The organism is Xanthobacter sp. 91, assembly GCF_000702385.1.
In the GTDB taxonomy this organism is placed as follows: domain Bacteria; phylum Pseudomonadota; class Alphaproteobacteria; order Rhizobiales; family Xanthobacteraceae; genus Xanthobacter; species Xanthobacter aminoxidans.
This window is the reverse complement of sequence record NZ_JNIB01000001.1, coordinates 2,020,001-2,044,406: the sequence shown is the minus strand read 5'-3', so window position 1 is coordinate 2,044,406 and position 24,406 is coordinate 2,020,001. Positions and strand designations below refer to the sequence as shown.

Below are 24,406 nucleotides of genomic sequence, written 5' to 3'. Positions count from 1 at the left end.
GAATGGTGCGACGGCCGGTCCCAGAACCGGCCAAGGCGGCGCGGATCAGCGGCGCAGCAGGATCTGGCCGAGAATGACGCCGACACCCGCCGCGATGGCGCAGGCGGTGATGGGCTGCTCGCGGATGCTCTCGCGCAGGGTGAGGACCTGTTCCTCGGCCCAGTCGCCCACCTCGCCGGCGGCGCTCTCGGCCTCGCCCTTGGCGCCCTTCACCGAGTGCTTGGCGGTCTTGCCGAGGGTTTCCAGCAGTTTGGTGAAATCGGCCCTGAGCTGGTCGAGGTCCGACTTGACGTCGTTGAGGTTGGCCTCGGCGGCGGAGGCGGAGGCGGCTTGGGCGGTCACGATCTGCGGCTTGTCGACCATGGTTGTCTCCGGCAGGGTTTGTCATGCGCGGTGGGAGCATCCGCCGTTCGGGGCTCGCTCCATATCCGCTCGGGAGTGTAACGACCGACACGGCAATTGCGTGCCCGGGAAAGTTCGTAGTCCTCGCGATTTCCGCGGGGAGGCTGTCCGTGAGGCGCGCGCGAACCGTTCTTCAGGCGCTGCGCGCTAACCTCCTCGTTCAGGCGCTGCGCGCGGCTTCGGGCTCGGCGCGGGCCTCGTGGAAGAACAGGGCCTGCGCCACCGTCGCCTTCACCGTCTCGGTGAGGAACGGCTTGGTGATGAGATAGGTGGGCTCCGGCCGCTCGCCGGTGAGGAGGCGGTCGGGGAAGGCGGTGATGAAGATCACCGGCACGTTGAAACTCTCGAGAATCTCAGTCACCGCCTCGATGCCGGAGGAGCCGTCGGCAAGCTGGATGTCGGCCAGCACCAGGCCGAAATTGCCGCCCTGCGCCAGCTCCACCGCCTTGGAATGGGTGGGGGCGACGCCGATCACCTCATGTCCCAGTTCGGTGACGAGGGTCTTGAGGTCGAGGGCGATCACCCATTCGTCCTCGATGATGAGGACGCGGGTGGCGAGCTGGCGGTCGATCTCGCGCTGCGCCGACACCACCTGCGCCTCCACATCGGAGAGGGTGGTGCCGAGAATGGTCGAGGCCTCGGCGAAGGAGAAGCCCTCCATGGCGGTGAGCAGCAGCGCCACGCGCGAGGATGGGTCCATGGCCTGGAGCCGGGCATCGGCGCGCGAGGGCACCTGCCCGCCGGAAGACTGGCGGTTCCAGGTCTCGTGGAACGCCTTGTAGAGCGCGACCCGCGGCGAGACCGCGGGATCGATCGCGACCTTGCCGTCGAGTATCGCCTGCAGCGTGTTCTGCACCAAAAGATCGCCGGCCGCCTGCGATCCCATCAGGGCGCGCGTGTAGCGGCGCAGGAACGGGAGCTGCTTGATAAGCGGATTGGAAGCCATGCGAAAGTTCCCTGCCAAGCTGAACGTGCCAAAGGAGTGATGGCCGCGCTGAGCCACGTTTGTGATTGGCCAAGTTGAAGCCAAAGCCCGGTAACGCTTGCGTGCACGACAAGTTCCACGCGGGTGGAACCGGGCCGGCGCAAAACGCATTATAGTGGCACCCGAGCCCAGCGGGAGCGGCACGGTCGAAACTTGTCTGCGGGCATCCTGCGCGCGGACCGGAACGGAAAGGCAGGCGGCCGCACCGACACGGGGCCAAGAGACGAGGCCACGCGTATTCATTGCGTGACCCTAGGGAACGTTCCTCACCAGGAGCGTTCTTCCAGGTGGATGGGACGGGCATCATCGCCAGAGCATGGCGCGCCTCGGCGCGGTATGGGTGAGGTCTCGCGGGGCGGTCTGCCAGTGGCGGACCGGCGACAGGCGCCTGTGTGGAGTTGTTTGGCGGAGCGACGATGGATCTGGAACGGGCGCAGGCCGCCAAGTCCCGCGAAGAAGGTTCCCGTGAAGAGCGTTCGCGCGAAAGCCCGCGTGACGACTTGTCCCGTGGCGGACCCACGCCGGGCCAGCGGGAACGCGCCTCCCTCTTTCCGCCGTCCACCACCCAGCCGCGCACCCTGTTCGATAGCGTCCGCCGCCGCCTGATCCTCATGGTGCTGCTGGCGCTGGCCCCCATCGCCACCCTCAACATCGTGCAAGGCGTGATGCAGCTGTCCGCCGCCGAGGAGGATGCCCGGCAGAACCTGCTGCGCCATGCGCTGGCCGCCGCCGCCTCCCAGCAGAATGTGATCGCCTCGGCGGAAAACGTGCTCTACGCGCTCCAGAACGTGGAGGAGGTGCGCACCGCGGGCCCGACCTGCCGCGCGACCCTGCGGGGGGCGACCGTCTCCCTGCCCTTCGCCGCCAATATCGGCGTGGTCAATGCCGCCGGACAGCTCACCTGCTCCGCTTTGCCCACGTCCGACACCGACATGACCGATGACGGCTGGTGGCTTTCGGCAATCCGGCAGCCGGGCTTCAGCCTCTCGGGCCGGGTGCGCAGCACCGCCACCGACCGGGACGTGCTGGTGGGCCTTCTGCCGCTGCGCGATGCCGCCGGCCGGCTCGAAGGCGGCATGGCCTTGGGCATCGAGATCGGCTGGCTCGACAATCTGCTGCGCCAACAGGTGCCACCGTCCGAAGGCGTGGTGGCGGTGTTCTCGGCTTCGGGCGAGGAGCTGGTCTCCAATTCCCGCAGTCTCAGCGGCGCGCTGTTCCAGGCCGCACCCTTCGCTGCACCCGACAATGCGCTCAGGGAGAGCACCGACGCCTCCGGCCGGCGATGGACCTATGCCACCACGCCCCTCGGCCGCGAGGGGCTGGTGGTGGCCTATGCCTCCCCCTCCGACCGGCTGTTCGGCTGGACGCTGGTGACGGTGGCCGCGAGCTTCGCCTTGCCGGCGCTGGTGATGGTCGCCTCGCTCATCGCCCTGTGGGTGGCGGTGGACCGCATCGTGCTGCGCTGGCTGCTCTATCTGCGGCGGGTGACGGCGGTCTATGCCCAGGGCCATTACGGCTTCCGCCCGACCCGGCTCGATGCCGCGCCGAGCGAATTCCGCATGCTCGGCCACTCGGTGGAGAACATGGCCTATGCGGTGCGCCAGCGCGACGCACGCCTGCGGGAAAACCTCGCCGAGAAGACCGCGCTGGTGCGCGAGATCCATCACCGCATCAAGAACAGCCTCCAGGTGGTGGTCAGCCTGCTGTCGCTCTATGGCGGCGGGATGGGCAAGGGCGAGGACCGCAAGCGGTTCGACCAGCTGCGCACGCGCGTGAACACCCTCGCCCTCGTCCACCGCATCCTCTACGAGGCGAGCGACGGCTCGCAGGTGCGCCTGCGCGAGCTGCTGGGGGAACTCGCCTCGCTGATCGAGGGCTCCTCCGACAAGAATTTGCGTCTGGTCGTCGAGGCGGAGGAGACGCGGCTGCCCACCGACATGGCGGTCCCCCTCGCCCTCATGGTGGTGGAACTGGTGCTCGGACTGACGCTCCGGCCCGGCAGTACCTCCCTCGGCATGCTCATCCGCGGCACGGTGGACGATGAGCGTCTGCGCCTCGTCCTTTCCGGCACCGCCGATGCGCCGGAGGAGCCCTCCGGCCTCGCCGGGGGCTTTGCGGCCCAACTCGGGGGAACCCTGACCCGCAACCGGTCCGGAGACGCGCTGGTGATCGTCGGGGATTTCCCTTGTCCCGCAATCGCTTCTCCGGATACCGCTGCCCGGTCTCGCCCTAACGGAGCGTGACACCCGACGAAAGCGTGTTTTCGTCGGAACCACAGCCCTGCCTGCTTCGTTACTGCTTAGACCGTCCTGGCCACCCCACCGGCCGGAGGGCGGCCTATTGGCTTCAGTGCGGGCCGTTTTCGCTCCGGTACACAGCGCCGGATCGACCGGCCGGGTGCCGCGACGAGCGGCCGATCGCAGTCGGAGGAACAGGGCAAATGGACAAGGCGCGAACCAAGGGCACCTCCCAGCGCGGCTTTGCGGCGATGGACGCGGAAAAGCAGCGGGCCATCGCGCGCAAGGGCGGCGAGAGCGTCCCGGCCGAGAAGCGCAGCTTCTTCCAGAATCGCACGCTCGCCGCCGAGGCGGGCCGCAAGGGCGGACAGAGCGTCGCCGACGACCAGCGCAGCTTCTCGCGCGACCGTACCCTCGCCTCGCAGGCGGGACAGAAGGGCGGCCAGAAGAGCAGCCAGACGACCGGCACGGGAACGGGCAACGGCGGCGCCTGATCGCGCCGCTCTCGAGGGGGCGGCCGGGGCCCGCCCTCCGCGGCCGCATGGCGGGCGGAACCGGAAGCGCAGCAGCAGCGTTAGGCTCAGGTCACGCTTGAAGTCGTCTCCGCCAAGGGACGTCCAGCCGCCGCCCCGCCTTGGCGGGAACCGGGCGGACACCGCCGCCACAAAAGTCACGATTGCCGGAAAGAATAGGCTGCCCGATGGATCTGCCCGCGCCGAGCGAAAGGACCCGCCAAGAGATGGACGCCGCCGCCCTGCGCACGCAGGTGCTGGAGTTCCTTCCAGCGGTGCGCGCCTTTGCGCGGTCGCTGACGCGCAACCGCACGGAAGCCGACGACCTGGTCCAGGAGACGCTGCTGAAGGCGCTCTCCAACATGGACAAGTTCGACCCCGGCACCAACCTCCGCGCGTGGCTGTTCACCATCCTGCGCAACACCTATTACACCGAGATCCGCAAGCGTCGGCGCGAGAATGACGGCATGGCCGCGCTTGCCCAGCAGGACACCAATATCGGCCCGAGCCAGGAATGGTCGTCCACCCTCACCTCGCTGAAGGAAGCTCTCGCCCTTCTGCCCGACGACCAGCGCGAGGCGCTGGTGCTGGTGGGCGCGGCGGGCCTCTCCTATGAAGAGGCGGCGGAAGTCTGCGGCTGCGCGCTCGGCACCATCAAGAGCCGCGTCAACCGCGCCCGCGCCAAGCTCCTCGTGCTGATGGGCGCCGAAGCCACCGCCGACGTGGTGGAAGGCGACGCGGTCGCCATGTCCGCCGCGCGAAGCTCGCTCTCCGCATCCTGAGGCCGGGCGCGCGGGCCAGCCGGCCTCTGTGCCGGAGCGTCGGTGCTTGACACGGGCGCCGGGCCGTCGCTTGGTTCGCCCATGACATCTTTCGTCCGGAAGGACGTCGCCTCGAACACAGCCGCCGAGGCGCGGCGCGAGGCGGACGAGCCCCATTCCCCCGTGGTGCGCTTCGGCACCGGTGCCCCGCTCAGGCTCGATGCGGGCGTCGAGCTGAACCACCTGCAGATCGGCTACCAGACCTACGGCGAGCCCAATGCCGCCGGCACCAACGCGGTGCTGGTGTGCCACGCCTTGACCGGCGACCAGCACGCCGCGAGCCTCAATCCCGTCACCGGCAAGCCGGGCTGGTGGGAGACGATGGTGGGGCCGGGGCGGCCGATCGACACCGAGCGCTTCTTCGTCATCTGCGCCAACGTGCTCGGCGGCTGCATGGGCACCACCGGCCCCGCCTCCACCAATCCCGAGACTGGCCGGCCCTACGGCCTCGACATGCCCCTCGTCACCATTCGCGACATGGTGAACGCGCAGGCCATGCTGCTCGACCATCTCGGCATCGAGAAGCTCCTGTGCGTCGCCGGCGGCTCCATGGGCGGCATGCAGGTGCTGCAATGGGCGGCGAGCTATCCCGAGCGGGTGTTCTCGGCCATGCCCATCGCCACCGGCGCGCGGCACTCGGCGCAGAACATCGCCTTCCACGAGGTGGGCCGGCAGGCGGTGATGGCCGATCCCGACTGGCGCGGCGGGCGCTATCTGGCGGAAGGGGTGACGCCCCATCGCGGACTCGCGGTGGCGCGCATGGCGGCGCACATCACCTACATGTCCGACCAGTCGCTGCACAACAAGTTCGGTCGCCGGCTGCAGAACCGCGAGATGCCCACCTTCGGCTTCGATGCCGATTTCCAAGTGGAGAGCTATCTGCGCCACCAGGGCGAATCGTTCGTGCAACGGTTCGATCCCAATTCCTATCTCTATGTGACGCGGGCCATGGACTATTTCGACCTCGCGGCCGACTATGGCGGCGTGCTGGCCAATGCTTTCCGCGGCTCGAAGACGCGCTTCTGCGTCGCCTCCTTCACCTCGGACTGGCTGTTTCCCACCGAGGATTCCCGCGCCATCGTCCATGCGCTGAACGCCTCGGGCGCCAGCGTCTCCTTCACCGAGATCGAGAGCGACAAGGGTCACGACGCCTTCCTTCTGGAAGAGCCGCAGCTTTTCGCCATCGCCCGCGGCTTCCTCGACAGCGCGGCCCGCGCTTTGGGCCTGCCGACCGGGAGGAGCGCGTGAGCATCGCGGTGCGCCAGCCGGTGCTGGATGAAAGTGCCGTGCGCGACCAGGGCGGGCGCGTCGATCTCGTGGTGGTGGCCGAAATGGTCGCCCCCGGCTCCCGCGTGCTCGATGTCGGCTCCGGCGACGGGGCGCTGCTGGAACTGCTCGCCACGACACGCAATTGCGACGCGCGCGGCATCGAGCTGTCCCGCGAGGGCGTGAACGCCGGTGTGGCGCGCGGCCTCGCCATCATCCAGGGCGACGCGGACGTGGACCTCGCCCACTATCCGGACGACGCTTTCGATTACGTCATCCTCTCCCAGACGTTGCAGGCCACCCGCCGGCCGCGCTGGGTGCTGGAGCAGATGCTGCGCATCGGCCGCCGGGCAGTGGTCTCCTTCCCCAATTTCGGCCACTGGCGCTCGCGGCTCGATCTCATGATCAACGGCCGGATGCCGGTGACGGACAACATGCCCATCGCCTGGTACGAGACCCCCAACATCCACTTCTGCACCATCCGCGACTTCGTGGCTTTGGTGGAGGTGCTGGACGCCCGCATCGAGAAGGCCGTGGCGCTGGACTCATCCGGCCACCGGGTGCGCGTGAACATGCCGTGGTGGGTGTGGAATCTGCTGGGCGAGCAGGCGGTGTTCCTGCTGACGCGGGAGCGGTAGTCACCCCGCCGGCACGCCGCCCGGCACCAGCACGGGCTCCAACGCCGGCTCGGCGATGCGGCTGGGGCGGCGGATGGCGACGGGGCGGTAGAGCTGCTTGGTGGCTTCCACCACCAGCACGCCGGAGAAAGGCAGCGACAGGCGCGCGCCGACCCGTTCCCACGCCACCGCCGTGTTGAGAAACCAGCGGCTGGGCGGCGCATAGAGGGCCTCGTCCCAGCCCACGGGGGTGAACAGCGCCTCGCGCAAGAGGCTCACCACCTGCCCGCGCGAGAAGGGACGGCCGTTGCCGAAGGGCGTGGTATCGAGCCGCGCCCACACGCCCCGTCGGTTGGGCACCACCGCCAGAAGCCGCCCGCCCGGCGCCAGCACGCGCCAGACCTCGCGCAGCATCTCGGCGGCGTTGGGCGTCATTTCCAGCGCGTGGACGATCACCACCCGGTCCATGCTGGAGGTGGGGAACGGCAGCAGCGTCTCGTCGGCGAGGGTGGCCAGCGTCGGCGCGGCGGAGGGCCAACGCACCACGCCCTGCGCCGCCGGCATCACGGCGAGGCAGCGCTCCGCCTCCTCGCGGAACACGCCGAGATAGGGCGTGGGATAGCCGAGCCCCAGCACGCGCATGCCCGTCACATTGTCGAAGCGGGCGCGGATGGCGCGGCCGAGCAGGCGACGCGTCATGATTCCCACGGGCTGGGCGTAGAAATTGCGCAGGTCGACGACGTCGAGAAACATGCACCCTCGCTGTGGACAGCGGCCGGCCGGCCACACTTCCGCTCGCCCCCTTAATAGAGGATCATGCGCGCCGGGTCCGCAACCCGAGCCGTCAAGCCCGTCCCCTTCCGGAGATCGACACCGTGCCGGCCGACATCCGCCTGATCCCCTGCCTCAGCGACAATTACGCCGTCCTCATCCACGATCCCGTCACCGAAGCGACGGCGGTGGTGGACGTGCCCGAGCCGGGGCCGGTGATGACGGCGCTGGAGAAGGAAGGCTGGACCCTCACCCACATTCTCGTCACCCACCACCATGCCGACCACACCCAGGGCATCACGGCGGTGAAGGCGCGCTACGGCGCCACCGTCGTCGGCCCGAAGTCCGAGGCGGACAAGATCCCCGGCCTCGACGTGGCGGTGGTGGACGGCGATCCCGTCGCCGTCGGCTCGCTGGTGGGCCGCGTGCTGGAAACCCCCGGCCATACCGCCGGCCCCGCTTCCTATTTCTTCGAGGGCGAGAAGCTGCTGTTTGCCGGCGACACGCTGTTCACGCTCGGCTGCGGGCGGGCGCTGGAGTGCGAACCGCCGGTGCTGTGGCATTCATTGCAGCGGCTGCGCGCCTTGCCGGAGGACCTCGACGTCTATTCCGGCCATGAATACACGCTGGGCAACGGCCGCTTCGCCCTCTCGGTCGATCCGGACAATGCGGACCTCGCGGCCATGTATGCCAAGGCGCAGGAGCAACGCGCCAAGGGCGAGCCCACCATGCCCTCCAAGCTCGGCGACGAGCTGAAGGCCAACCCCTTCCTGCGGGCGGACGATCCGGCCATGGCCGAGCGCCTTGGCATGCCCGGCGCGGACCCGGCGGAGGTCTTCACCGCGCTGCGCGAGCGCAAGAACAGCTTCAAGGGCTGAGGGATGGGCGAGACCGGCCTTCAGGCGCTCACCGCGGAGGCGGTGATCGCCCTGCTCGCGCTTCAGCCCCATCCCGAGGGCGGGTTCTTCCGGGAGACATTCCGCGAAAAGGCACCGGACGGGGGGCGCGGCGCGTCCACGGCCATCTACTTCCTGCTGCGCGCGGGAGAACGCTCCCATTGGCACAGGGTGGATGCCTCGGAAGTCTGGCATTGGCATGCCGGCGCGCCGTTGAGGCTCTCCATCGCGGACGCCGGGGGACAGCGGGATGTGATGCTGGGGCCGGATCTCGCCGCCGGCGCGCGGCCGCAGGGCGTGGTGCCGCCCTTCGCGTGGCAGGCGGCGGAAAGCCTCGGCGCCTGGACGCTGGTCGGCTGCACCGTGGCGCCGGCCTTCGATTTCGCAGGGTTTGAACTCGCCCCGCCCGGCTGGGAGCCGGGCCAGCCTTAGCTCAAGTTTGAGCCCTCACACCATCGCGCAGAGGGCTTCCATGCGGGCGCACACATCGCCGAGGCTCGGCGGGTTCGCGCCGCTGCGCTGGGCCATGAGGAAATCGGCGAGATCGCCAGCCTCCTGCTTGCGCAGGAACTTCACCACGTCCTCGACGCTGGACACCCGCGTCTCGGCGTCTCCAATCACGATGCGCAGAGAGGTCGGGGTAGTCAGAGGAAGGCTCTGGCCCATCATCGTCTCCGTTCGTCGGTCGCCACCTCCCGGACGGAGGTCAGCAACATCAGCCGGATGGTAAACGCGGCCTTATGGCGGCGGTTCCAACCCATGGCGCGATCGTGCGCGATTTTTCTCACGCCCCATGGGCGATGAGGTCGGGCAGGCGGCGCGTGAGGGTGCGCAGCACGCTCTGGGAGCCCTTGGACATGACATCGAACACCCCGTCATTGGCGGTGTCCGTGCCGAAGCCGTCGTGGAAGAAGCGGAAATGGGTGCCGCCGGAGGGCGTGGGCGTCAGCGTCCAGGTCACCACCGTATCGATATAGTGGCCGAAGCCCTTCAGTTCCTCATGCCCGCCCTTCCAGCTGAACGACAGCTCCTTCTCGGGAATGCAGCTCTTCACCTGACACTGGAATTCGCCGTCCCACCGCTCGATGGGCCGGCCCCAGATGGTGAACTTGTGGCCCTCCAGCGGCTGGATGTCGTTGGGAAAGAACCAGACGGCGAGCCATTCGGAATCGGTGATGGCGCGCCACACGACATCCACCGGCTGGTCGAACTCGGCCTCGGTGAGAATGGAGCGGGTTTCGACAACATCCGACATGGAAGGACCTCCAAAAGCGGTCAATGAAATGCGGGCGCGGGCCTTTGGCTCGCGAAGCAAATTTTGGACCTCAGTCGGTTTGCGACACAGCCTCCCGCCCGCTGAGCGCATCGGCGAAGGCCAGCGCGAAGGCGGCGCAATCGGCTTCCTCAGGGAAGAGGATGTCGGCGCTCCACTCGGTGGTGAGCGTCCCGCCCGGCCACGCGCGCGGGGCGCGGTGCCATTGAAGGCCGGGCCAGCGCGGGTTGCGCAGGGTCTCGCCGGAGGCGTCGCGCCAGGCGGGGCGGCCGAGCGCCTGGTTGAGCCACGCCATCACCTCCGGCCCGAAGGCGAGGGCGAATGCGACGCCATGGCGGATGCTGCGCGGCGGGGCGCGCACCAGCGTCTGGCCGATCACGGCATAGGCCGGCGGCCCCTCATCCAGCGCCAGCTCGCGCATCACCAGCAGGCGGAAGCCGCCCGCGATGGGGATCACCGGCACGGCGGCGATGGCGGTGGGATCGTCGGCGCTCATGCGGCCATCCCCCGCCTTGGCACCGATCCTGCTACGCCGGGCAAAACCCGGATGCGAGCGGAGGCGGCGTGACCAAGGCGGACTACATTCCCGAACTGAGCGAGGTGCGCATGGAGCGCCGCGCCCCCGAGGGGCCGTTTCAGCTGGAAACGGAAGATCATGTCTATGTGCATGGGTGCCTCCGGCAGGTGGAGGCGGCGTTCGGGCTCGACGCCTTCCCCGGCATGCCGTTCGACGCCATTTCCGGCCGCGCGCTGATCCACCGCTTCATCGTGTGGTGGCGCACGCTGGAGCCGGAGAATGCGCAACAGGCGGAAGCCCACGCCCAGCTTCCCGGCGCCATCCGCCTGCTCGACACGGTGTCCGCCTTCCTGGAGGAGCGGGCGGGGCGCGGCTGAGCCGGCATCGCTCAGGCCTCCGCTTTCACCCCTTCAACGGCCCCCGGCTGGGGCGGGGCGCGGTCGGCGGCCTTCAGGGCATCGATGGCGGCGAACAAGGCGAGCCGCCCGTCCGCCTCCGCCGCTTCCGGCGTCTCGCCGATGCCGAGGCAACCCGGCACATCCGCGAAGCTCACGACGAACCCGCCCCCCTCCGCCTCAGGAATCGGCGCGACGGCCGAGGGATAGGCGGCGACATCCACCACCGTGCCCGGCGCCACCGTGCGCATGCGTACCGGCGCGGTGCCCTCGTCCATGCGGTCCACCATGGCCACGAACGCCTTCACGTGGGCCGCGCGGATCCTGTTCTTCATGGGCACCGCCACGCAGTTCGGCACGGCGGGATGGGTGAACACCACATGGGTCCCCGTCACCTTCCGGAACTTGATGGCATATTGGGAGGCGATGATCTCCAGATCCGCCGGCCGCCGCTCGTCGCCGGGGCTGGCACGCAAGGCCTCAAGCCTCTTGTTGTGCATGACGCTCAATCCATCAAAGAACGAAAGGGTGGAAAAAACCACGGACTGGAAAGGCTTCAGTGTAGGCCTGCCGGGAAAAGCGGCAAGCCGAAATGGTGGGCAGGAGGCTTAGCCAGAGCGCTGGTCCGGGATCCGCCAGTCTCCCGCGACAGGGACGGCACAGCCGGAGCTGCCCGGCGAAAAACTCAAGTCCCTCAAAGGGAGAAGCGCCCCCCTCCCTCAGTGCACCCCCTTTTCCTTGCCTCCCCCGCCCGCGCAGGTGTAAGCGTCGATCTTCCCGCCCTTTTTCAGTCTGCCATTGCCCGTGTCCCTCACCGTCTGCACCTGGAACATCAATTCCGTCCGCATCCGCCTCGACATCGTGCGCGCGGCCGTGGAGCGGCTGCAGCCGGATGTGCTGTGCCTGCAGGAGACCAAGTGCCAGGACGACAAGTTTCCCCTGAACGCCATCCGCGACATGGGCTTCCCCCACATTGCGCTCCATGGCCAGAAGGGCTGGCACGGGGTGGCGACGTTCTCGAAGCGGCCGTTCGCGCGCATCGAGAAGGGGGAGTTCTGCGGCAAGGGCGATGCCCGCCACATCGCGGTGACGCTCGACGGCGCGCACGCGCTGGGCAAGCCGCTCACCATCCATAATTTCTACGTGCCGGCGGGCGGCGACGTGCCCGACCCGGAGCTGAACCCCAAGTTCGCCCACAAGCTGGCTTTCCTCGACGAGATCACCGGCTGGGCGCCACTGAAGCCCCACGCTGGCAACAACGACCACGCCATCGTGGTGGGCGACCTCAACATCGCTCCGCTCGAAACCGACGTGTGGAACCACAAGCAGCTGCTTACCGTGGTCAGCCACACTCCTGTCGAGGTGGAGCGGCTCGGCGCGTTCCAGGCGTCCGGCCCCTGGGTGGACGTGATGCGCCGCTTCGTGCCGCCGCAGGAAAAGCTGTTCACCTGGTGGAGCTACCGCTCGCCGGATTATACGGCCAACGACCGCGGCCGCCGCCTCGACCATGTGTGGGCGTCGGAGAGCCTCGCCCCCTCCGCCACCGCCATGACCGTGCTGAAGGAAGCCCGCGGCTGGGAAAAGCCGTCGGACCATGTGCCGGTGGCCATGACCTTCGGCTGAGGGTCCCTCAGGGCTTCGCCGGTGCCGGAGGCGCCTCCGCCGGCGCACCGCCGAGGCCGGGAATGCCGAGGGCGGCGCCGATCTTGCCCTTGGGCACCTTCATCACCTGCGTTCCGGGCGGCAACTGGAACTGCTTTTGGTCCTGCGGCGCGCGGGTGAGGGATGTCGCCTCGAACACCGTCTGCTTCGTGCCCTTGATCTCCACCGCCGTGCGCAGGGCGATGCCATCCGGCGTGATGCAGGCGGTGGTAGGGCCGAGGGCCGATTTCATCTGCGGATCGATTTTCCAGAGGTCGCACGCCTCGCCCGCCACCGTGTCCTCGCCCACCCGGAGGCCGGTGCCGGTGAGGGCGCCGAGCACGTATTCCGGTGGCAGCTCGATCTCCACCGCCATGTTCGGCAAATTGGGGGTGCGCACCAGCATGCTGCGCGCGTTCAGGTCGATGATGCCGACCATGCTGCCCGGAATGTTGGACTTCTGGATCTCCACCCGCATGCGGCCATGGCTGTGGGCGATGTCGATGGTGCCACCGCGCTTGAGGTCGGCTTTCAGGGCAAAATCGGTGGCCGGCAGCGGCACGGGATCGGCGCGGGCGGGAGATACAGACGGCAGGCAGAGGATCAGCACCCCGGCCGCAACGGCAAATGCCGGCACCGAAATACCTGCGACGGCACGGCGGCGGCCGCAGCCGCCTGCTTGGCGCCGGCAATCCTTACCCATGGCCAATTCCTCCGCCCCCGGCCCGTCATAGCAGATGGACATGCCCGTTGGGCAAGGGCATGTCCGCGCCGACACGCCTTTCAAAAGACCTCGCGGGATGCCCCGGAGGCACCTCCTGCAACGGTATGGCGCAGCAGACGCGACCCGGAGCGAAGACGCAACCCACCCGCGTGGGCCGGTCGCACGAGACTGGCGAAAACCGCGATCAATCAAATATCCGGAGGGTCGGTTGTCGTAATGCCTTCTTGGAGGGGCGCGAGCATCGTCCTTCAATGGAAGGGCTGCCGGGCCGGGGCGATTCGCCACAGGCGGATGGCCGGACGGGCGGCCGCGAAATGCGCCGGGAAGAAGCAGCGAGGCCGTGTAGGATGACGCGAAAGGGAGGGCGCGCCAGAATGATGCCGGAAGGGCCATCGCAGCACGGTCGCGAGGCCGAAGGACGCGAGCCGGAGAAGCGCGACACGGAAAAGCCCGCCCGTGCGCCGCGCGCTTCCGAGAGGCGTGCGCAGGTGGCCGAAACGCCCGTGCTGACGCCCGCCCCCGCCGCGCCTCTGTCTGCGCCGTCCGGTCTCGCGGCGTCCGGTCTTGCGGCGTCCTTGCCCGCGATGTCCCTGCCCGCGGCGACGACCACGGCCGCGCCAACGCTGACGCCCGGCCCCCTGCCAGAGATCGCGGCTGCCCCCGCCCCCATGCCGGACCTCGCCCCCTCGATTGCCGGTGCGGCGACAGCCTCCCCGCCCGTGGCTGCGGCGCCCGTGCCGGCCCGTCCGTCACCCGCCGCTGCCCTGCCCCCCGCGCCGAACGGCCGGAGCGGGCGGCGAAGCCTCGCACTGGTGGGCGCCGTCGCGGCGGTGGTCATCGGCGGCGCCGCGGCGGGCGCGCTGGATCCACTGCTGGCCATCCTGATGGCGGCGCTGCTGGTGGCGCTCTGGCTGTCGCTGCGGCCAGCCCCGCCGGCGCCGGTGCCCGTGGTGACGCCTTTGCCGACCGCACCACCCCCGGCGCGGGACTCGCAGGCCTGCGCGGTGGTGGCGGCGCTGCCCGAACCGGCGCTGCTGCTCTCGGCCGCCGGCAACATCATCACCGCCAACCAGCGCGTCGCCCTGGCCCTCGGCCCGACGCGGGTGGGCGATCCCCTGTCCTTCGTGGTGCGCGTGCCGGAGGTGCTGGACGCGGTGCGCGCCGCGGCGGCGGACGGCGTGCCCCGGCGGGTGGAGTTCGCCGAACGCATTCCCCTCGACCGCTGGCTGGAGGCGCATGTGGTGCCGCTCCGGCTGCACGTCTCCCCCGAGCGCGCACCCGACGCCGTGCTGCTCACCTTCCGCGACCTCACCCAGCAGCGCCGGGTGGAGCAGATGCGGGCGGACTTCGTGGCCAATGCCAGCCACGAGCTGCGCACCCCGCTGGCCTCCCTGTCGGGCTTCATCGAGACGCTGCAAGGCCCGGCACGCAATGACACGCCGGCACGCGAGCGCTTCCTCGCCATCATGGCGGCGCAGGCGCGGCGCATGTCGCGCCTCATCGACGACCTGCTCTCGCTCTCGCGCATCGAGCTGAATGCCCACGTGCAGCCGCAGACCAAGGTGGACCTTGGCGCCATCATCGCCCACGTCTGCGATACCCTCTCCCCCCTCGCCCGCGACCGCGGGGTGGAGCTGGAGCAGGTCCGCGAGACGGCCGACCTGGAAATCCTCGGTGATCGCGACGAACTGATCCGCCTGTTCGAGAATCTGGTGGAGAATGCCCTGAAATACGGCGCTGCCGGCAAGAAGGTGGAGGTGCGCCTCGCACGTGAGAACGGCACCGCCGTGGTGAGCGTGCGCGACTTCGGCCCCGGCATCTCGCCGGAGCACCTGCCCCGCCTCACCGAGCGCTTCTACCGGGTGGACGTGGCGGCCAGCCGTGACCAGGGCGGTACGGGATTGGGGCTCGCCATCGTCAAGCACATCGTGGCCCGCCACCGCGGCCGGCTGGGCGTGGAAAGCGAGCTCGGCAAAGGAGCAATCTTCTCCGTGCGGATGGAAGCTTTGCCGAGCCCGGAAAAAAACCTATAAAAGGCAAGGGCGTAAGCTGTCATGTCCATGTCACGGATGCGTCATAGAACCTTGGCGCGCCGGGGCTAAGAGTCCTGAGCCCAGTTGCCCCGGCTCCTGCCGGAGCGGCAACCGATTTGGCAAGGAGAGATATCGTGAAGCTCACCACCGCTCTCGGCGTGATCGCCGTAGCTGGCTCGCTGTTTGCCGGCAGCGCCCAGGCTGTCGATTTCACCGGCGCTGGCGCGTCCTTCCCCGCCCCCGTCTACCAGTCCTGGGGCGCCAAGTTCAAAGAGAAGACCGGCGCGACGCTGAACTACCAGTCGATCGGCTCCGGCGGCGGCCAGAACCAGATCATCAACCGCACCGTGGACTTCGGCGCGTCCGACGCGACGGTCCCGGGCGAGAAGCTCGCGGCCAACAACCTGCTGCAGTTCCCGACCGTGATCGGCTCGGTGGTCGCCACCGTCAACCTCGACGGCGTCACCACCAACCAGCTCAAGCTCACCGGCCCGGTGCTCGCCGACATCTATCTCGGCAAGATCACCAAGTGGAACGACAAGGCCATCGCCGACCTGAACCCCGGCGTGACCCTGCCCTCGAACGCCATCGTCCCGGTCTATCGTTCGGATAGCTCGGGCACGACCGCGATCTTCACCTCCTACCTGTCGGCTGTGAGCCCGGACTGGAAGTCCAAGGTCGGCTCGGCGACCTCGGTCCAGTGGCCCACCGGCGCCGGCGCCAAGGGTAACGAGGGCGTCACCGGCACCGTCAAGAACACCAAGGGCGGCATCGGCTACGTCGAGTTCATCTACGCCGCCGCCAACAAGCTGGTCGTGACCCAGCTGCAGAACAAGGCCGGCAAGTTCGTCACCCCCGAGGTCGCCGGCTTCCAGGCCGCCGCCGCCTCCGCCGACTGGAAGGGCGCCAAGGACTTCGCCGCTTCCATGATCGACGCCCCGGCCCCCGAGGCCTGGCCGATCGTCTCCCCCACCTACATCCTGCTGCCGAAGAACCCGACCAACGTCGAGGCTTCGCGCGAAGTGATGAAGTTCTTCGAGTGGGCCTACACCAAGGAAGGCGCCGACATCGCCGAAGGCCTGCACTACATCCCGCTGCCCGCGGCGGTGGTCGAGCAGGTGAAGGCCGCCTTCAAGGCCGAAGTGAAGGGTCCGGACGGCAAGCCCGTCCTCTGATCTGAAGAAGATCGCGCCGCTCTCGCAGGAGGGCGGCGCTTTTCCATCAGGCGACAGGTCCGGTAGCGCACACGCATCGACAAGCCGGGGCAGGGGATAAAATGGACGCGACGGTGGACGGCATGCGGTCTGGCTCGGCAGAGCCCATCAGCAAGGCCAAGGGCACGGGACGGATCGCCGATCCGATCTTCGTCACCCTCCTGTGGGCGAGCGGCATCTTCGTCCTCATCCTGCTCGGCCTCATCATCGCCGAGCTGTTCAAGGGCGGCCTGCCGGCGCTCCAGCACTTCGGGCTCGACTTCATCTGGTCGTCCGCCTGGAACCCGGTCACCGAGAATTTCGGCGCCCTGGTCATGATCTACGGCACGCTGTTCTCCGCCATCATCGCGGTGATCGTGGCGCTGCCGCTCTCCTTCGGCATCGCCTTCTTCCTCACCGAGATCGCGCCCCAGCCGCTGAAGCGGCCCGTCGGCGTCGCGGTGCAGCTTCTGGCCGCCGTGCCCTCCATCATCTACGGCATGTGGGGCTTCTTCGTCGTCGTCCCGCTGATCGCCGCCTACGTGCAGCCCCCGCTGATCGACCTGTTCGGCGACCTGCCGGTTATCGGCGCGCTGTTCGCCGGCCCGCCGCTCGGCTCGGGCATGCTCACCGCCGGCCTCATCCTCGCGGTGATGATCCTGCCCTTCATCACCGCCATGTTCGTGGAGACGCTGGAAAGCGTGCCGCCCATGCTGAAGGAATCGGCCTACGGCATCGGCGCCACCACCTACGAGGTCTACAAGAACGTCTCGGTGCCCTACGGCAAGACCGCCATGGTGGGCGCCATCATGCTCGGCCTCGGCCGCGCGCTGGGCGAGACCATGGCCGTGACCTTCGTCATCGGCAACGCGACGCGCCTGTCCGCCTCCCTGTTCGCGCCGGGCGCGACCATCGCCTCCACCATCGCCAACGAATTCCCCGAGGCCCCGATCGGGTCGCTGAAGCTCACCTCGCTGCTGCAGCTCGGCTTCATCCTGTTCGTGATCTCCTTCATCGTCCTTGCACTGTCCCGGGCGCTCGTGCGCTCGCGGCTCGACTGACCGGGAGCTTCAGAACCATGGCTTCCCTCGCCGCGCGCCGCGCCACCGACCGGGCCGTCAAGGCCATCTCCACCGGCTTTGCCGTCTTCGCCCTGTTCCTTCTCGGCTGGATCCTCTGGACCCTGCTCTCGCGCGGCCTGCCCGCGCTGGGATTGAACGTCTTCACCCAGGTCACCAAGCCGCCGGGCCAGGGCGGCGGCCTGCTGAATGCCATCGTCGGCTCGCTGATCCAGATCGGCATCGCCATGGCCATCGGCGGCCCCATCGGCATCTTCTGCGGCACCTTCCTCGCCGAGAACGGCAAGGGCACCAAGGTCGGCGCCGCCGCCCGCTTCGTGAACGACATCCTGCTGTCGGCACCGTCCATCCTGGTGGGCCTGTTCATCTACACCCTGCTGGTGGTGCCGCTCGGCGGCTTTTCCGGCTGGGCGGGCTCCATCGCCCTGGCGATCCTGGTGATCCCGGTCATCGTGCGCACCACCGAGGACATGCTGAACCTCGTGCCCGTCGGCCTGCGCGAAGCCGCCTTCGCGCTCGGCGCGCCGCAGTGGAAGGTGGTGATGTTCATCACCTGGCGCGCGGCCCGCGCCGGCATCGTCACCGGCGTGCTGCTGGCCATCGCCCGCGCCGCCGGCGAGACCGCGCCGCTGCTGTTCACCTCGCTCGGCAACAACGCCATGTCGACCGACCTGTCGAAGCCGATGGCGAGCCTGCCCATCGCCATCTACCAGTTCGCCGGCAGCCCGTTCGACGACTGGGTCTCGCTCGCCTGGGCCGGCGCACTGCTCATCACCGTGGGCGTGCTGGTGCTCAACGTGGCGTCCCGCCTCTTCCTGGCGCGGAGCCACTAGCTCCCGCCGCCGCCCTTTCCATTTCCTCCGAAGCAAGGCCAAGGCCCAAGCGAGGACAAAATGACTTCAGCCGTCGATCCCACCTTCAATCTCGCCTCCGCCGTGGGTGCCAAGCCGGACGCGCCGCCGGCCCCCGCCAAGATCAAGGTGGAGAACCTGCAGTTCTACTACGGCAGCAACCATGCGCTGCGGAACATCAACTTCGAGGTTCCCGAGAAGCGCGTGACCGCCATGATCGGCCCGTCGGGCTGCGGCAAGTCCACGCTGCTGCGCGTGTTCAACCGCATGTTCGACCTCTACCCCGGCCAGCGCGCCGAGGGCTCGGTGTTGTTCGACGGCGTGAACATCGTCGGCAAGGAGCTCGACCCCACCATCGTGCGCACCCGCATCGGCATGGTGTTCCAGAAGCCCACGCCGTTCCCCATGTCGATCTATGACAACATCGCGTTCGGCGTGAAGCTGCACGAGAAGCTCTCCAAGGCACAGATGGACGAGCGCGTGGAATGGTGCCTGCGCAAGGCCGCCATCTGGGACGAGACCAAGGACCGCCTGCACACCTCGGCGCTCGGCATGTCTGGCGGCCAGCAGCAGCGCCTGTGCATCGCCCGCACCATCGCGGTGAAGCCGGAAGTGATCCTGCTCGACGAGCCCACCTCGGCCCTCGACCCGATCTCCACCTCAAAGATCGAGGACCTGATCGACGAGCTGAAGCAGGAATTCACCATCGTCATCGTCACCCACAACATGCAGCAGGCCGCGCGCTGCGCCGACATGACCGCCTTCTTCTATCTGGGCGAGCTGATCGAGATGGCGCCTTCCGACGTGATCTTCACCAATCCGAAGGAGATCAAGACGCGCGACTACATCACCGGCCGCTTCGGCTGACGGATTGAAGGATCACTGAGATGCCGGATCATATCGTCGCCTCCTTCGATCAGGAGTTGAAGGAAATCGGCCGCAAGGTCGTCGAGATGGGCGGGCAGGCCGAGCGCCTGGTCGCCGACAGCGTCACCTCGCTCATCCGCCGCGACAGCGCCCTCGCCCAGAAGGTGGTGCTGCTCGACGCGACCGTGGATCAGGTGCAGCGCGAGATCGAGGACCGGGCCATCCTGGTCATCGCCAAGCGCCAGCCTGTGGCCATCGACCTCAGAGAGATCGTCGCGTCCATCCGCATCGCCAACGACCTCGAGCGCATCGGCGACCTCGCCAAGAACGTGGGCAAGCGCGTCATCGCCATCGAGGGCGAGTATCACCCGGCGAAGCTGGTGCGCGGGGTGGAGCACATCTCCGACCTCGTGCTCGAGCAGCTCAAGGAAGTGCTCGACGCCTACGCCGCCCGCAACGAGGCGAAGGCGCTGGAAGTGTGGGGCCGCGACGGCGCCATCGACACCATGTACACGTCCCTGTTCCGCGAACTCCTCACCTACATGATGGAAGACCCGCGCAACATCTCCGTGTGCACGCACCTTCTGTTCTGCGCCAAGAACATCGAGCGCATCGGCGACCACGCGACCAACATCGCCGAAATCGTCTACTACATGGTGACGGGCCAGAACCTGCCGGAGAGCCGCCCCAAGGCGGACGCCTCCAGCGACACCACCCTGCCCTTCCCGGGCCGCACCACCACCGTTCAGAGCTGATCCACCAGACCTGAAGACGGGGCGGAGAGCCCCGATAGTGACGGATAGACCAAAGTGCCGGCGCGTATTCTGATCGTCGAGGACGAAGAGCCGTTGACCCTCCTGCTCCGCTACAATCTGGAGTCGGAGGGTTACGGGGTCGAGAGCGTGGGACGCGGCGACGAGGCCGAGACCCGGCTGCGCGAGAGCGTGCCGGATCTCATCATCCTCGACTGGATGCTGCCCGGCCTCTCCGGCATCGAACTGTGCCGGCGCCTGCGCACCAGGCCGGAGACCGAGCGCCTGCCCGTCATCATGCTCACCGCCCGCGGCGAGGAGACCGAGCGGGTGCGCGGCCTCGCCACCGGCGCGGACGACTATGTGGTGAAGCCCTTCTCGGTGCCCGAGCTGCTCGCCCGCGTGCGCGCCCTGCTGCGCCGGGCCAAGCCCGAGCACGTCGCCACCCTGCTGCGGGCTGGCGACATCGAGCTCGACCGCGAGACCCATCGGGTCCACCGCGCCGGTCGCGAGATCCACCTCGGCCCCACCGAGTTCCGCCTGCTGGAATTCCTGATGCAGAGCCCCGGCCGCGTCTTCTCCCGCGAGCAGCTGCTCGACGGCGTGTGGGGCCAGGACGTCTATATCGACGAGCGCACGGTGGACGTGCATGTGGGCCGCCTGCGCAAGGCCATCAACCGCGGCCGCCAGTCCGACCCCATCCGCACCGTGCGCGGCGCCGGCTATTCCTTCAACGAGATGTTCGCCCGCGCGCACTGAGCGTTGCTTCGCTGAGGCGGAGAGCGGGCTTTTGGGGCGTTGCGCCTCAGCATTAAAAGGCACCGTCATGGCCGGGCTTGTCCCGGCCATCCACGTCGTGCCGCTGGCGCTACTGCCCGAAATCTATTCCCAGCCGAACCGCGTGGATGCCCGGGACAAGCCCGGGCATGACGGCGGGATTCGAAAGGCGGCCACCGAAAGAAGCGGCGGCGACCTTAACCGAAACGCCCCCCTCACCCCGTCCGGACCCCCAAAAGCCCAAGCGCCTGCTTGGCCGCGCGCTCGCCGGAGAGCCAGGCGCCGCCGACCGTGCCCCAGAGCGTCTCGTGGGTGTGCTCACCGGCGAAGACCAGCCGGCCGCCCACCGTCTCGGTGAAGGCACGGCGCATGTTGCCGAAACCCGGCAAAGCGCAGGAGAAGGCGCCCAGCGCCCACGGCTCCTTGCTCCAGCGGGTGGCGAACACCTTTCCGACGCGCGCGGCGGTGTCGGCGCCGAACTCATGCGTCAGCGCCGCCTTCACGAAGGACGCCGCTGCCTCGGGCGGACTGTCGGCGAGGCCGGCGGCCACGTCGCCCCCCACTTCAAGGCTATAGAGGTCTGTGCCGCCGATGCGGGCGCGCAGCGCATAGGCGCGCGGGCCGTCGGCGCGGAAATAGACCAGCTCGTCGGCGCCGAGATTGCCGGGATTGCGTGGCAGGCGGAAGCCGATGTGGTCGAAGGCACCCAGCGTGATCTTCTCCACCGCCGTGCGGTAGCGCTGCGGCAGCGACGGGCCGATGCGCAGCTTGCCCGCCGCGATGAGGCTCGGCGGCACGGCGACGATTACCGTGCGCCCGGTCACGCTGCCCTTGTTGGTCTGCACCGAGACGAGGCGCGGGCTGAGATCGATGGAGCGCGCCACCACCTCAAGCCGCACCGTCAGCGGCCGGGCGAGCTGCGCCACCAGCGTGCCCACGCCCTGCCGGCAGATGTCTTCGCTCTCGCGCTCGTCGAAGCGGGAGACGTCCACGGTGGAGACCTGGTCCAGTTCCTTGGCGCAGTTGAACGGGCCGAGGACGAAGCGGGCGCTCGGGCCCCAGGGTCCGAGATCCGGCAAGGCGCGGGAGGCGGCCATGTCGCGGTTGGCATCGCCGGCGGCGACGATGGCCCGCTCACCCCGGCGGACCGTGGCAATGAAATCCTCATAGTCGGTATCACCCGCCTCGCGCCCGCCCACATAGAGCCGGCCGCCATCCGGCGCGCGATAGATGTCGAGCCCTTCGGCCCGGCCGAAGGCGGCCATGGGGCGCGCCGCCGGCATGTTGAGCCGCGCCGCGCCGAGGTCGAGCGGGACGCCGAACTGGGTGGTGTCCGTCACCGTGCGGCCGCCCACCTGCTTGCCGGCCTCCAGCAGCACATAGCTGCGCCCGGCCTCGGCGATGCGCCGCGCGGCGGCGATGCCGGCCGCGCCCGCGCCGATGATGACGACGTCTGCGTCAGTCTGCTGGCCGAGCGCGCGCGAGGTGGCAAGGCTCATGCCCACGAGCGGCGTGGCCGCCAGGGCAACACCACGGGCGAGCAGCGCGCGGCGGGAAAGAGGGGGGCGATCGGGTTCGGTCACGGCCGGAACGCTACCATGGGGCGTGCAACGGGGCGAGAGGGCGGACCGCCCCGCGGGTAAATGCGCGACACCACGCACTTTCCCGCCGGATCGCCCCCAACCTTCGCAAAATTGTAAGCCGGCATGTGGATAAAGGGGCGCGTGGCCGGCGCGGCTTCGCTCGCGCTCGGGACATGTCGGGGGAGACCCATGAAGGATCCGGTTCAGAAGACCATCGGCTACAGGCTCACCCACACGGCGCGCCTGCAGAAGGCGCTGTCGGCCCGTCTCCTCGCCGGCCTCGGGCTGTTCCCGGGACAGGAATCCGTGCTGAAGCTTTTGTGCGAGGCGGACGGCCGCACCATGGGCGACCTTGCATCCGCGCTGCGGGTGCGCCCGCCCACGGCCTCCAAGACCATCGCCCGCCTCACCACCCAGGGGCTCGTCGAGCGCCGCGCCACCGATGGCGACGGCCGGCTCGTGCGGGTCTTCCTCACAGATGCGGGGCGCGAGCGCGGCGCCTCCATCGATCATGTGTGGGACCAGCTGGAGGCCGAGATGGTGGTTGGCCTCGACAGCAAGGAGAAGAAGCGGCTGCGCAAGCTCCTGCGCAAGGTGGAGAAGAACCTCGCCTTGCGCCTCGGTGCCGACGGCGGCCTCGACGACGAGGCCGAACCCGGCGACGAGGATGAGGACGCCTGAGAGCCGCAGACGCCCCCTCCATCACCGTCACCCAGGCCTGCCCTCGACTTTCCGCCTTGCATCCGGCGCATGGAGCGGTGCGACACTATGCACCGCGCCGGGCTTTTCTCCCGGCCGATCCCGCGCTATGCCTTGTCCGATCGGTTTTCAATCGATTAAAAACACACCGGCACAGCCGCCGCGCCAACGGCAGAATCAGGATCGCCGGCCGGATCGGCGACGCACCGGGGGAAACATGTCCAACGCCATCGATCTCAACGACCGCTTCGCCATCGTCACCGGCGGCGCGCAGGGTATCGGCCGCGCCGTGGTCGAGCGCTTCATCGCCTCCGGCGCCCGCGTCGCCATCTTCGATCGCGACACCGACCTCGTGGTGAAGACCGCGGACGACCTGGGCCGCGCCCGCGTGATGCCCGTGACCGTGGACGTGAGCCGCCTCGCCGACGTGGAACGGGCCGTGGCCGAGGTGCATGCCGAATTCGGCCGCATCGACATCCTCGTGAACAATGCCGGTGTCGCGGGCGCGAACCACAAGACGTGGGACTACCCGGAAGAGGAATGGAAGAAGGTGATGGCCATCAATCTCGACGGCCCCTTCTTCTGCTGCCGGGCGGTCGCGCCGCACATGATCGCGCAGAAATATGGGCGCATCGTCAATGTGGCCTCCATCGCCGGCAAGGAGGGCAACCCCAACGCCTCCGCCTATTCGGCCTCGAAGGCGGGCGTGATCGCCCTCACCAAGTCGCTGGGCAAGGAACTGGCCGAGTACGACATCGCGGTGAACTGCGTGACGCCCGCCGCCGCGCGCACCGCCATCTTCGATCAGATGAGCCAGCAACACATCGACTATATGCTCTCCAAGATTCCGCGCGGGCGATTCGTGCAGGTGGACGAGGTGGCGGCGACCATCGCCTTTGCGGCCTCGGCGGACTGCTCCTTCACCACGGGCGCAGTGTTCGATCTTTCCGGCGGCCGCGCCACCTACTGAGGACCGCCATGCGCGCGCCGGGAGACAGAGAGGTCACGCCGGCCCCGGCGCCGCTGGTCGGCATCGCGCTCATGTGCCTCGCGGTGATGAGCTTCGCGCTGACCGACACCACGGCCAAATGGCTGAGCGCCCACATCAACGTGCTTATCGTGGTTTGGGCGCGCTACGTCATCCACTTCGCCTTGTCGCTGCTGGTGTTCAATCCCTGGACCGTGCCGGGACTGATGCGCACCCAGCGGCCGGGACTGCAGATCGTCCGCTCGGCGCTGCTCTTCGCCACCACGGCCCTGAACTTCACGGCCCTCCAGTTCCTGCAGCTGGATCAGACAGTCTCCATCATGTTCTCCATCCCCTTCTTCGTCGCCCTGTTCGCGGGGCCGCTGCTGGGGGAGCGGGTGGGGCTGGAGCGCTGGCTCGCCATCATCGTGGGATTTGCCGGCATCCTGCTGGTCGTGCGGCCGGGGGCCGGCGGCATCCATCCCGCCGCGATCCTCTCGCTGGTGGCCGCCGCGACCTATGCGCTCTATTCCATCACCACCCGCATG

The 24,406-nt window shown here is 68.6% G+C and carries 28 protein-coding genes (1 of these 28 only partly in view); 19 read left to right on the top strand and 9 right to left on the bottom strand.

Going from position 1 to position 24,406, the window contains the following annotated elements; translation table 11 throughout:
- Positions 1–45: 45 nt before the first annotated feature.
- Positions 46–363, bottom strand: a complete 318-nt coding sequence (locus A37E_RS0109755) for a hypothetical protein (protein ID WP_029556409.1) — start codon at positions 361–363, stop codon at positions 46–48.
- Between the two features lie 199 nt (positions 364–562).
- Complete coding sequence (locus tag A37E_RS0109750; RefSeq protein ID WP_029556408.1) at positions 563–1,348, bottom strand: response regulator; 786 nt, start codon at positions 1,346–1,348, stop codon at positions 563–565.
- Between the two features lie 455 nt (positions 1,349–1,803).
- Between A37E_RS0109750 and A37E_RS0109745 the strand changes: the two genes are divergently transcribed.
- The 5 genes from A37E_RS0109745 (at position 1,804) to metW (ending at position 6,861) form a co-directional block, all read left to right on the top strand.
- A complete protein-coding gene (locus tag A37E_RS0109745; protein ID WP_029556407.1) occupies positions 1,804–3,630 on the top strand; it encodes a sensor histidine kinase in 1,827 nt (608 codons plus the stop codon).
- A 197-nt stretch (positions 3,631–3,827) separates the two neighbouring features.
- Entirely contained in the window at positions 3,828–4,118 is a 291-nt protein-coding gene (locus tag A37E_RS0109740; protein ID WP_038192852.1) for a KGG domain-containing protein, read from the top strand.
- Positions 4,119–4,363: 245 nt separating this feature from the next.
- Positions 4,364–4,918, top strand: a complete 555-nt coding sequence (locus A37E_RS0109735; protein WP_029556405.1) for a sigma-70 family RNA polymerase sigma factor — start codon at positions 4,364–4,366, stop codon at positions 4,916–4,918.
- A gap of 81 nt (positions 4,919–4,999) precedes the next feature.
- Positions 5,000–6,205, top strand: coding sequence for a homoserine O-acetyltransferase (locus A37E_RS0109730; protein ID WP_029556404.1), 1,206 nt, complete (start codon positions 5,000–5,002; stop codon positions 6,203–6,205).
- A 2-nt stretch (positions 6,206–6,207) separates the two neighbouring features.
- The gene (gene metW, locus A37E_RS0109725; RefSeq protein ID WP_029556403.1) at positions 6,208–6,861 is read left to right on the top strand and encodes a methionine biosynthesis protein MetW; all 654 of its coding nucleotides are present in this window, start codon (positions 6,208–6,210) and stop codon (positions 6,859–6,861) included.
- Here metW and A37E_RS0109720 read toward each other — a convergent pair whose 3' ends face one another.
- The gene (locus tag A37E_RS0109720; RefSeq protein WP_029556402.1) at positions 6,862–7,593 is read right to left on the bottom strand and encodes a methyltransferase domain-containing protein; all 732 of its coding nucleotides are present in this window, start codon (positions 7,591–7,593) and stop codon (positions 6,862–6,864) included.
- A 122-nt stretch (positions 7,594–7,715) separates the two neighbouring features.
- Here A37E_RS0109720 and gloB point away from each other — a divergent pair, with 122 nt between their 5' ends.
- Entirely contained in the window at positions 7,716–8,489 is a 774-nt protein-coding gene (gloB, locus tag A37E_RS0109715) for a hydroxyacylglutathione hydrolase (RefSeq protein ID WP_024281342.1), read from the top strand.
- 3 nt (positions 8,490–8,492) lie between these two features.
- Positions 8,493–8,939 (top strand): cupin domain-containing protein, encoded by a 447-nt coding sequence (locus A37E_RS0109710; protein ID WP_029556401.1) that lies wholly within the window; start codon positions 8,493–8,495, stop codon positions 8,937–8,939.
- Positions 8,940–8,954: 15 nt separating this feature from the next.
- Here A37E_RS0109710 and A37E_RS0109705 read toward each other — a convergent pair whose 3' ends face one another.
- The 3 genes from A37E_RS0109705 to A37E_RS0109690 form a co-directional block, all read right to left on the bottom strand.
- The gene (locus A37E_RS0109705; RefSeq protein WP_155982405.1) at positions 8,955–9,104 is read right to left on the bottom strand and encodes a hypothetical protein; all 150 of its coding nucleotides are present in this window, start codon (positions 9,102–9,104) and stop codon (positions 8,955–8,957) included.
- 187 nt (positions 9,105–9,291) lie between these two features.
- A complete protein-coding gene (locus A37E_RS0109695; RefSeq protein WP_029556400.1) occupies positions 9,292–9,762 on the bottom strand; it encodes an SRPBCC domain-containing protein in 471 nt (156 codons plus the stop codon).
- 70 nt (positions 9,763–9,832) lie between these two features.
- On the bottom strand, positions 9,833–10,276 hold the full coding sequence (locus A37E_RS0109690; protein ID WP_038192844.1) for a hypothetical protein: 444 nt from the start codon (positions 10,274–10,276) through the stop codon (positions 9,833–9,835).
- Positions 10,277–10,344: 68 nt separating this feature from the next.
- On the opposite strand from A37E_RS0109690, the gene A37E_RS0109685 reads away from it, so the two are divergent.
- Positions 10,345–10,674: a hypothetical protein gene (locus tag A37E_RS0109685; RefSeq protein WP_029556398.1), complete on the top strand. Its 330-nt coding sequence runs from the start codon at positions 10,345–10,347 to the stop codon at positions 10,672–10,674.
- A gap of 11 nt (positions 10,675–10,685) precedes the next feature.
- On the opposite strand, the gene A37E_RS27695 is transcribed toward A37E_RS0109685, so the two are convergent.
- Complete coding sequence (locus A37E_RS27695; protein ID WP_348550877.1) at positions 10,686–11,192, bottom strand: type II toxin-antitoxin system HicB family antitoxin; 507 nt, start codon at positions 11,190–11,192, stop codon at positions 10,686–10,688.
- Between the two features lie 304 nt (positions 11,193–11,496).
- On the opposite strand from A37E_RS27695, the gene A37E_RS0109670 reads away from it, so the two are divergent.
- Positions 11,497–12,315: an exodeoxyribonuclease III gene (locus A37E_RS0109670; RefSeq protein WP_029556397.1), complete on the top strand. Its 819-nt coding sequence runs from the start codon at positions 11,497–11,499 to the stop codon at positions 12,313–12,315.
- A 7-nt stretch (positions 12,316–12,322) separates the two neighbouring features.
- On the opposite strand, the gene A37E_RS0109665 is transcribed toward A37E_RS0109670, so the two are convergent.
- Complete coding sequence (locus tag A37E_RS0109665) at positions 12,323–13,036, bottom strand: hypothetical protein (RefSeq protein ID WP_156026276.1); 714 nt, start codon at positions 13,034–13,036, stop codon at positions 12,323–12,325.
- A 605-nt stretch (positions 13,037–13,641) separates the two neighbouring features.
- On the opposite strand from A37E_RS0109665, the gene A37E_RS0109660 reads away from it, so the two are divergent.
- The 7 genes from A37E_RS0109660 (at position 13,642) to phoB (ending at position 20,591) form a co-directional block, all read left to right on the top strand.
- Positions 13,642–15,090 carry an ATP-binding protein gene (locus tag A37E_RS0109660; protein ID WP_245279304.1) on the top strand — a complete coding sequence of 483 codons (1,449 nt, stop codon included), beginning with the start codon at positions 13,642–13,644 and terminating at the stop codon, positions 15,088–15,090.
- Positions 15,091–15,224: 134 nt separating this feature from the next.
- The gene (pstS, locus tag A37E_RS0109655) at positions 15,225–16,265 is read left to right on the top strand and encodes a phosphate ABC transporter substrate-binding protein PstS (RefSeq protein WP_024281350.1); all 1,041 of its coding nucleotides are present in this window, start codon (positions 15,225–15,227) and stop codon (positions 16,263–16,265) included.
- Between the two features lie 101 nt (positions 16,266–16,366).
- A complete protein-coding gene (gene pstC, locus A37E_RS0109650) occupies positions 16,367–17,344 on the top strand; it encodes a phosphate ABC transporter permease subunit PstC (RefSeq protein WP_024281351.1) in 978 nt (325 codons plus the stop codon).
- 17 nt (positions 17,345–17,361) lie between these two features.
- Positions 17,362–18,195, top strand: coding sequence for a phosphate ABC transporter permease PstA (gene pstA, locus A37E_RS0109645; RefSeq protein WP_051460693.1), 834 nt, complete (start codon positions 17,362–17,364; stop codon positions 18,193–18,195).
- A gap of 60 nt (positions 18,196–18,255) precedes the next feature.
- Positions 18,256–19,080, top strand: coding sequence for a phosphate ABC transporter ATP-binding protein PstB (pstB, locus tag A37E_RS0109640; RefSeq protein ID WP_024281352.1), 825 nt, complete (start codon positions 18,256–18,258; stop codon positions 19,078–19,080).
- Between the two features lie 20 nt (positions 19,081–19,100).
- On the top strand, positions 19,101–19,835 hold the full coding sequence (gene phoU, locus A37E_RS0109635) for a phosphate signaling complex protein PhoU (protein ID WP_029556394.1): 735 nt from the start codon (positions 19,101–19,103) through the stop codon (positions 19,833–19,835).
- A 54-nt stretch (positions 19,836–19,889) separates the two neighbouring features.
- Complete coding sequence (gene phoB / locus A37E_RS0109630; RefSeq protein ID WP_024281354.1) at positions 19,890–20,591, top strand: phosphate regulon transcriptional regulator PhoB; 702 nt, start codon at positions 19,890–19,892, stop codon at positions 20,589–20,591.
- Between the two features lie 233 nt (positions 20,592–20,824).
- On the opposite strand, the gene A37E_RS0109625 is transcribed toward phoB, so the two are convergent.
- Positions 20,825–22,192 (bottom strand): FAD-dependent oxidoreductase, encoded by a 1,368-nt coding sequence (locus A37E_RS0109625; RefSeq protein WP_051678907.1) that lies wholly within the window; start codon positions 22,190–22,192, stop codon positions 20,825–20,827.
- A gap of 189 nt (positions 22,193–22,381) precedes the next feature.
- Between A37E_RS0109625 and A37E_RS0109620 the strand changes: the two genes are divergently transcribed.
- The 3 genes from A37E_RS0109620 to A37E_RS0109610 form a co-directional block, all read left to right on the top strand.
- Positions 22,382–22,873, top strand: coding sequence for a MarR family transcriptional regulator (locus A37E_RS0109620; protein ID WP_024281356.1), 492 nt, complete (start codon positions 22,382–22,384; stop codon positions 22,871–22,873).
- Between the two features lie 235 nt (positions 22,874–23,108).
- Positions 23,109–23,861, top strand: coding sequence for an SDR family NAD(P)-dependent oxidoreductase (locus A37E_RS0109615; RefSeq protein ID WP_029556392.1), 753 nt, complete (start codon positions 23,109–23,111; stop codon positions 23,859–23,861).
- Positions 23,862–23,869: 8 nt separating this feature from the next.
- Positions 23,870–24,406, top strand: partial view of a DMT family transporter gene (locus tag A37E_RS0109610; protein ID WP_038192835.1) — the 5' portion only. 360 nt of this gene lie beyond the right edge of the window; 537 of the gene's 897 nt are visible here — the first part of the coding sequence; the start codon lies at positions 23,870–23,872; its stop codon lies beyond the right edge, outside the window.

What these genes read in the sequence shown, in the direction of transcription:
- A37E_RS0109620 (WP_024281356.1), top strand. Translation starts at nt 22,382, where the DNA reads ATGAAGGATCCGGTTCAGAAGACCATCGGCTACAGGCTCACCCACACG.
- A37E_RS0109615 (WP_029556392.1), top strand. Translation starts at nt 23,109, where the DNA reads ATGTCCAACGCCATCGATCTCAACGACCGCTTCGCCATCGTCACCGGC.
- A37E_RS0109740 (WP_038192852.1), top strand. Translation starts at nt 3,828, where the DNA reads ATGGACAAGGCGCGAACCAAGGGCACCTCCCAGCGCGGCTTTGCGGCG.
- pstB (WP_024281352.1), top strand. Translation starts at nt 18,256, where the DNA reads ATGACTTCAGCCGTCGATCCCACCTTCAATCTCGCCTCCGCCGTGGGT.
- A37E_RS0109730 (WP_029556404.1), top strand. Translation starts at nt 5,000, where the DNA reads ATGACATCTTTCGTCCGGAAGGACGTCGCCTCGAACACAGCCGCCGAG.
- A37E_RS0109690 (WP_038192844.1), bottom strand. Translation starts at nt 10,276, where the DNA reads ATGAGCGCCGACGATCCCACCGCCATCGCCGCCGTGCCGGTGATCCCC.
- A37E_RS0109695 (WP_029556400.1), bottom strand. Translation starts at nt 9,762, where the DNA reads ATGTCGGATGTTGTCGAAACCCGCTCCATTCTCACCGAGGCCGAGTTC.
- A37E_RS0109660 (WP_245279304.1), top strand. Translation starts at nt 13,642, where the DNA reads ATGTCCCTGCCCGCGGCGACGACCACGGCCGCGCCAACGCTGACGCCC.
- phoU (WP_029556394.1), top strand. Translation starts at nt 19,101, where the DNA reads ATGCCGGATCATATCGTCGCCTCCTTCGATCAGGAGTTGAAGGAAATC.
- A37E_RS27695 (WP_348550877.1), bottom strand. Translation starts at nt 11,192, where the DNA reads ATGCACAACAAGAGGCTTGAGGCCTTGCGTGCCAGCCCCGGCGACGAG.
- A37E_RS0109755 (WP_029556409.1), bottom strand. Translation starts at nt 363, where the DNA reads ATGGTCGACAAGCCGCAGATCGTGACCGCCCAAGCCGCCTCCGCCTCC.
- A37E_RS0109745 (WP_029556407.1), top strand. Translation starts at nt 1,804, where the DNA reads ATGGATCTGGAACGGGCGCAGGCCGCCAAGTCCCGCGAAGAAGGTTCC.
- pstA (WP_051460693.1), top strand. Translation starts at nt 17,362, where the DNA reads ATGGCTTCCCTCGCCGCGCGCCGCGCCACCGACCGGGCCGTCAAGGCC.
- A37E_RS0109720 (WP_029556402.1), bottom strand. Translation starts at nt 7,593, where the DNA reads ATGTTTCTCGACGTCGTCGACCTGCGCAATTTCTACGCCCAGCCCGTG.
- A37E_RS0109665 (WP_156026276.1), bottom strand. Translation starts at nt 13,036, where the DNA reads ATGGGTAAGGATTGCCGGCGCCAAGCAGGCGGCTGCGGCCGCCGCCGT.
- A37E_RS0109710 (WP_029556401.1), top strand. Translation starts at nt 8,493, where the DNA reads ATGGGCGAGACCGGCCTTCAGGCGCTCACCGCGGAGGCGGTGATCGCC.
- A37E_RS0109735 (WP_029556405.1), top strand. Translation starts at nt 4,364, where the DNA reads ATGGACGCCGCCGCCCTGCGCACGCAGGTGCTGGAGTTCCTTCCAGCG.
- A37E_RS0109750 (WP_029556408.1), bottom strand. Translation starts at nt 1,348, where the DNA reads ATGGCTTCCAATCCGCTTATCAAGCAGCTCCCGTTCCTGCGCCGCTAC.
- pstC (WP_024281351.1), top strand. Translation starts at nt 16,367, where the DNA reads ATGGACGCGACGGTGGACGGCATGCGGTCTGGCTCGGCAGAGCCCATC.